This is a genomic window from Sporosarcina koreensis (genome assembly GCF_001531445.1).
In the GTDB taxonomy this organism is placed as follows: domain Bacteria; phylum Bacillota; class Bacilli; order Bacillales_A; family Planococcaceae; genus Sporosarcina; species Sporosarcina koreensis_C.
On the sequence record NZ_LQYA01000055.1, the window covers coordinates 7,482 to 14,484 of the forward strand.

The 7,003-nt window shown below is 46.6% G+C and carries 6 protein-coding genes; all 6 read right to left on the bottom strand.

Annotated features, from left to right (window positions below; translation table 11 throughout):
• A partial coding sequence (locus AWV70_RS09520; protein ID WP_235588602.1) for a TRAP transporter large permease occupies positions 1-1,105 on the bottom strand: 1,105 nt, incomplete at its 3' end.
• Positions 1,102-1,587: a TRAP transporter small permease gene (locus AWV70_RS09525; RefSeq protein WP_060206510.1), complete on the bottom strand. Its 486-nt coding sequence runs from the start codon at positions 1,585-1,587 to the stop codon at positions 1,102-1,104. The genes AWV70_RS09520 and AWV70_RS09525, both read right to left, overlap by 4 nt.
• A gap of 20 nt (positions 1,588-1,607) precedes the next feature.
• Positions 1,608-2,627, bottom strand: coding sequence for a DctP family TRAP transporter solute-binding subunit (locus AWV70_RS09530; protein ID WP_060206512.1), 1,020 nt, complete (start codon positions 2,625-2,627; stop codon positions 1,608-1,610).
• A 1-nt stretch (position 2,628) separates the two neighbouring features.
• A complete protein-coding gene (locus AWV70_RS09535; RefSeq protein ID WP_060206514.1) occupies positions 2,629-3,957 on the bottom strand; it encodes a (Fe-S)-binding protein in 1,329 nt (442 codons plus the stop codon).
• Positions 3,950-5,362 (bottom strand): FAD-linked oxidase C-terminal domain-containing protein, encoded by a 1,413-nt coding sequence (locus tag AWV70_RS09540; protein ID WP_060206516.1) that lies wholly within the window; start codon positions 5,360-5,362, stop codon positions 3,950-3,952. The genes AWV70_RS09535 and AWV70_RS09540 overlap by 8 nt, the downstream gene beginning before the upstream one ends.
• 286 nt (positions 5,363-5,648) lie before the next feature.
• Positions 5,649-6,767, bottom strand: a complete 1,119-nt coding sequence (locus AWV70_RS09545) for a CdaR family transcriptional regulator (protein WP_060206518.1) — start codon at positions 6,765-6,767, stop codon at positions 5,649-5,651.
• Between the last annotated feature and the right edge of the window lie 236 nt (positions 6,768-7,003).

Here is a 7,003-nt window from a genome sequence, read left to right on the forward strand (position 1 = left end):
CGGTTGGATCGACGTTCAAGAGGAGCATAATCGGCAATAAAATCGGAACGAAAATATAGTAGGCCGAAATCGCATCGATGAACATCCCTGCAATCAACAGCAAGACGTTGACAAGCAACAGAATGATGATCGGATTTTCCGAAATACTAAGCATCGCATCGGATATTTGCCTCGCAATCTGCTCCGTCGTAATGATATATGCATAGACGGACGCAGCACTGACGATGAACATAACTGTCGCGGTCTGAACGGAGGCCGCGACTAAAATGTCATAAAGCTTTTTCAAATTCAGTTCGCGATAGATGACGAAACCGACGAATAGGCCGTAAAACACTGCAACGACCGCAGCTTCTGTCGGTGTGAAGTAGCCACCATAAATTCCACCTAAAATGATGACAGGAATTAATAATCCCCAAAGCGCATCGACAAACGCTTTTACTCGCTCTTTGCCTGTAGCTTTCTTATTATGGACAATTCCTTGAATAGGTCCTTCTTTGCGCTCTTGTTTCCATCTGACATACATCGCAGCAAGGATGAAAGCACCGCCAAGCAATAACCCCGGGATGATACCAGCGATAAATAGGCGTCCGATCGATACCGGAATCTGATCTCCTGCAACGACCGCGAACACGATGAATGCGATACTCGGAGGTATAATGATGCCGATTGCCCCCGAACTTGCGATAAGGCCCCCCGCAGTTTCCTTTTTATAACCGTTCTTCACCATTGCAGGAATTAAGATTCCCCCGATTGCCGCGACTGTCGCCGGACCTGATCCAGAAATCGCTGCAAAGAAGATTGCCGTCATAACAGTAACGAAGACGATTCCGCTTTTCCGATGCCCTACTAATGCCTGCGCAAAGTCAATCAGTCTTTTTGAAATGCCTGCATGCTCCATAATAACTCCCGCTAAAATGAAAAACGGAATAGCAAGCAACGTAAACTTGGACACGCTTGAATACATAATATCCGCGACCAATTCAAGGCCGAACATGCCGCTTCCCGTGAACAGCACGGCAATGGAAGAAATGGCAAGCGCAACAGCAATTGGCAGTCGAAGCATCACAAGCAAGAAAAACAGACCAAATAAGATTAAAGCCATCATAACGCCTGCTCCCCTTTCCCATTTTGCTCACGATATTCCTTGATTGTCGCTTGCACTGTCCTGAATAAGCACAAAGCCGCCCCGATCGGCATCGCCATCGAGAACACCCATTGCGGCCATCCGAGCGCCGGCGTTTTCTGTCCCATTTCAATTTGGAACAAAAGCATTTGGATTCCAAAGTAAATAAGAATGACAAATAAAAGCGACATCAACACGCCAACAAGAATCGTAATGATATTTTTAACAACGACATTCGCCAGGTCATAAATGAGCGTAAAGCCAAGGTGTGCGTATTGACGCACACCAATAGCTGTCCCAACGAAAGTGAGTGCTACAAACAAGTTCACTGTAACTTCCTCAGCAAAGGAGAACGAGTGGCCTAAAAGACCCCTCGAAACGATGTTGACAAAGGCGATGGTGGACATAATGGACAAAACGATTACAACAATCCACTCTTCTAATCTGCTAATCACTCTTTCCATTTATGTTCTCCCCCAATTAATTAATAATCTTGGAACGCCTTTAGCAAATCCTCGCCCCAAATGTCTGTGTATTTTTCGTAAAGTGGCTGAACAGCTGCCTTGAATTCTTCCATTTCAGCTTCTGTAGGCTGATAGAATTGCATGCCGGCTGCTTTCAGTTCTTCAATTTGCTTCGCTTCTTTTTCACGAGCGAGCTCAACTTGGTATGCTGCAGCTTCTTTTCCTAGCTTTTTGAACAGTTCCTGGTCTTCCTTGCTCATTGAGTCGAAAAGCTTTTTATTAATACCAAACACTAATGGGTCATAGGAGTAGTTCCACTCCGTCAAATAATCTTGTACTTCATTCAACTTGGATGAATGGATAACGTCAATCGGATTTTCTTGTCCATTGATTGTTCCTTGCTGCAATGATGTGAATACTTCTGAGAATGCCATGGTCGTCGGGTCGGCACCTAATGCGCGATACAAATCGGTGTACATGTTAATGCCCGGAATCCGAATTTTCATCCCTTTCATATCAGCAGGGGATTTTATTTCATGCTTGCTGTTCGTCACTTGGCGGAAGCCGTTCTCTCCGAAACCAAGCAGTTCAACACCTTTTTCATTCAAAATGTCCCCGATCATTTCTCCGCCTTTTCCGCTGAACACTTTATCCGCTTGTGCATGTTCGCTGAACAGGAATGGCGCACTTGGCACTCCGAATCGATCATCCAAAATGGAATAAATGATTGTGGAGTGGACGCTTAAATCTGTCTGCCCTTTCGCGAGCAACTCGACGCCTTTCCCTTGGTCACCGCCTGATAGTTGCTCATTCGGGAATACATCGATATTGATCCTGCCGTCCGTCTCGTCCCTCAAGTCATTGGCGAGCTTCTCTGCGGCTTGGTACCATGTTGAAGAGTCATTTACTGTTACAGACATTTTCAAATTGTATTTTTTATCACTTGCTGCGCTGCCCGTATCATCTTTTGAACAAGCACCGAGCATGAGCATTGCCGTTAGACCGATTGCCCCTAAAATTCTACCTTTTTTCAACTTCATTTCATTTCCCTCCATTGGATCCCATTATTTTTTCGTGAATAAAATCGACAACATGCATGGCGCGAGCGGTTCCGGACAAACCTTCCCTTTCGACGCCGACTTTCATTTGCAGCAAACATCCTGGATTCGTCGTAATGATTGTCGTTGCCTGAACCCGTTTCACCTCTTCCATTTTCGAACCGAGAATCCGCGAAGCCATTTCTGGTTGAAGTAAATTATATACACCGGCGGAACCGCAACATAAATGCGCACCGGGCATTTCTACAAATAAACTACCTTTAGCTGCTTTCAGCATTTCCCTTGGCTCATCCTTCACTCCATTGACATTCCGCAAATGGCAGGAATCCTGATAGGTGACAATTCCAGTCGCTTCAGTCGCCGGCTGCTTCATCAGTTCGTCGACTATCCCTAGCTTCACGAGCAACGAAGAAATATCTATCTGTTTTTCTACGAATCGATTTGCCAACGCGAGTAGTTCCGGTTCATTTCCAAACAGCCGGTCATATTCGGACAGAAATGCTCCGCACCCGCCGGCATTGTTGACAATATAGTCAATGTCATTGAAGTCGAATGCTTCGAGATTTGCTTTTGCGTTCCTTCTCGCCCGATCCATTTCCCCGCTATGTCCTTGCAACGCGCCACAGCATTGCTGGTTTTTCGGAATGACAACTTCGCAACCGAGACGTTCCAATAGATCGATTGTATTCCGGTTCGTCTCCTTGAACATCGTATCCATGAGACATCCGGCAAAGAAAGCGACTTTCGTTTTCTTTTCGGCAGGCGCCGCCTGTTCCCTGCGCTTCCTAGGCGGGTCGGGCAGCGATCTCTCCATCTCTTTCATGAATGGCGGGAAGAGCTCCATGAAACCAACTTTCCGCACGACTTTCTGCAAGCCTGATTTTTGATAGAATGTCACCAGCTTCACGGCAGTCTTCATCTTCCGCTGGTCGGCAAAAAGATGGTCGAACGCCCCTTTCCGGATCGCTTTCTCCTTCCAGGACGGTGATTTAACGGAAAGAACCGCCTCGCGAGTCTCCTCGATGAGCGTTCCGTATTGGACACCTGCGGGACATGCGGGTTCGCACGCCCTGCAGCCTAGGCACAAGTCGAAAGCCTCTTCAATGGAGCCATCCCATTCGACATTGCCGTCCCGGACCGCTTTCATAAGGGCGATCCTGCCGCGCGGCGACTGGGTTTCATCATAATCGGAATGGATGTATGTAGGGCAGGCTGGTAGACAAAACCCACAGCGCATACAGTCCATCAGCCTGTTCTCATCGACGTGTGTAACAAATGAATGACGGATCAGCTCAGCCTGAGCTCTACTCATGCTGCACCACTACCCTTTTCTTTGCCGACTTGGCAAATATTTTCCCCGGGTTCATAATATTCAGCGGGTCGATCGCCTGCTTGATGCTTTTCATCGTGTCAATTCCTGCCTTGCCGATTTTCCATTCCAAATAAGGCGCTTTCATTTCTCCGACTCCGTGTTCACCTGTAATCGTGCCTCCAAGTTTGATCGCATGGTCGAAAATTTCCGCGAACGCCATTTCTACCCTTGCCATTTCCGCATCATCCCGCACATCCGTCAAAATGGTCGGATGCAAGTTGCCGTCCCCGGCATGCCCGAATGTACAGATGAGCAAATCGTATTTCACTGCGATTTCCTGAACGGCTTTCACCATCTTCGCAATTTCGGAGCGCGGAACGGTCGCATCTTCAAGGATTGTTGTCGGCCTTTTCCTCGCAAGCGCGGACAAAGCGACCCGGCGTGCGATGCTCAACTGCGCGGCCTCTTCCGCCGTTTGCGCCAACTGCATCGAAGTTGCACCGTGCTCCATGCACAGTTTATGGACGAGTTCCATGTCCCTTTCGACGATCATCGGATCGCCATCCTGTTCAATGAGCAACATCGCCTCGCAATTCGTCGGCAATCCGATTTTCATGAACTCTTCGACCGCTTCGATTGTTCCCTGATCCATGAATTCAAGTGTTGCCGGCACGATTTTTGCTGCAATGATTGATGACACCGTCTGCGCCGCCTTTTCGAGCGTGTCGTAATAGACTACTAGCGTTTTCTTCGTCTCAGGCGCCGGAATCAGACCTAATGTGATTTCCACAATGATTCCGAGCGTTCCCTCAGAACCAACGAACAAACTTGTCAGATCATATCCGGCTACATCTTTCGCGAGCTTCCCACCCGTCGTCAGCAGTTCCCCGCTCGGCAGAACTATTTTCAACGCTTTCACATAATCTCGAGTGACGCCATATTTCAAACCGCGTAACCCTCCGGAATTCTCACTCACATTGCCACCGATTGTCGAAATACTCATCGAACTCGGATCGGGGGGATAAAACAACCCTTTTTCCGCGACCCGTTCATTAATGGCTTGCGTAATGACGCCCGGCTGAACCGTCAGCGTCAAATTCTCTTCATCCAGCTCCAAGATCCGGTTCATCCGATTGAATAAAATGACAACTCCTCCAGACGTCGGTGTTGTCCCTGCTGCAAGATTCGTCCCGGATCCGCGGGAAACAATCGGAACTCCGTACTCCGTACAAACTTTCACAATTTCTTGGATTTCCTCAATGGAAGCAGGAGAAAGGACTAAGTCTGGAAGCGCCTGAAAATTGGCAGTCGCATCATAGGAATACGCCAATCTCTGCGCTGTCGATGCCCTTGCATGAGCACTACCCGTGATGGCAATCAAACATTCTTTTACTTGCACATCCATATAGCAGCCCCCTTTACATTTCTAATTCTTTGTTTAATTTTAATAGCGTGACGATTGAGATGATATAGGTAAAAACACAATATTTCAGCTGTATTTCGTTCTTTTTTTGTATCAATATACAAAAAATGCGAACTTAATAGAATATTCTACGGGTAAATGAAGTTTTTATGGACAGTAGTCTCAGGAATAAGAAATCTTGAAGGGGAAATGAGAACTTTTATTAAAAGAATGAGAACTCCTGGCGGAGAAAAGAGAACAGAAGAAAAGCACCCATTGAATTCTTGATTCAACGGATGCTCGTTTCATGCATTTCATCCAATAGAAGGATGCCAAGGTAAAGGATCAGAACATCGTGGACATTTGAAACAGATAGTCCGGTGAGCTGCTCTACCTTCTGCAAACGATAGGATAGCGTGTTTTTATGAACATGTAATTTTTTCGCTGTGTTTTGCATGGACTGATTTTCATTGAACCAAACTTGTAAATTGTGCAAGAGTTCCTGGTCGTCGAGCAACGGTGCGACCGTCCGCTCGATAAATTCCTTGCGGGTGGATTCTTCGATGCTTTGCAGAATCAGCTCAAAGCGCAGCTCGTGTTCGAACAGAATCCGCTTCAGCTTTTTGGAAGCATTTGCCGCCCGTTCCGCTTGTATGAACGACTTCGACAAGTCGGAATAGCCCGTTTTTCCGCCAATTCCCGCTGCAACAATAATCTTTTTTCTCCTTTTGATGGATAAAAGGAAGTATTCCAGTTCACTCTTCAATATCTCCTGATTCATGTCGGGCAACAGCATGAGAATCTTATCTTGTCCCCATCGAATCATTTTCAGATCAGGGTGGATGTTCTGATTGGAAATGAAGCTATCCACTTCATCAATTGTAAACTGATCTTCTGTGTTCATTACCTCAATGACGACGACTTGGGTATATAAGCTCACCTCGATGCCGAGCACCGCACCCCTTTCATGAAAGCGGTCATCTTTCTTTGTTGCAGTGAGCCAGTCGAACACAAAAAATTCGAGGTCGCGCACTTTTTCCTCTTTCTGTTTCCGTTTCATCGCATCTTGGATGAACAGCTCTGCCACCCTCAGGATAAGCTGTGCCTGCGGATGGATATGCTGCGGATCGCCCGTTATTCCGAGTACGGCAATCGGCTCTCCTTCAATGACAATCGGCAGAACAACCCCTTTTCGAACACCGCGCAAAAGGTCTAGCTCTTTTTCCGTCATATGGAGAATCTTTTTTTCCCGCAGGCTGAGCAGCGCACCTTCATGGAATTGATTGATCCTTTCCGGATCCGTGCTCGCTTGGATGAACCCCCTGCGGTCTGTGAGGATTACTTGTTCTTGTATCAAATTGGAGAGCTCTTCCACAATTTCCTGGCCAAGCGTATCAAATTGAAACACTTTTCCTCCCCCCATCGTTTTTTATCTAATATTATGGGAATTCAGCTAAATGTTCAATAACAATTCTTATTAAACTGTGCTTTCCGAAAAACCTTTCGACAAATTTCGCGGTTTTCTTTAATTGTGGATAACTTTGTCCACGTTATCCACCTTACACCCCTTGAATTAAATAACTTACAAACAAGTTAACCACAACTTATCCACGGTTAACTGTGGATATTGGAACGGTTGTTCTG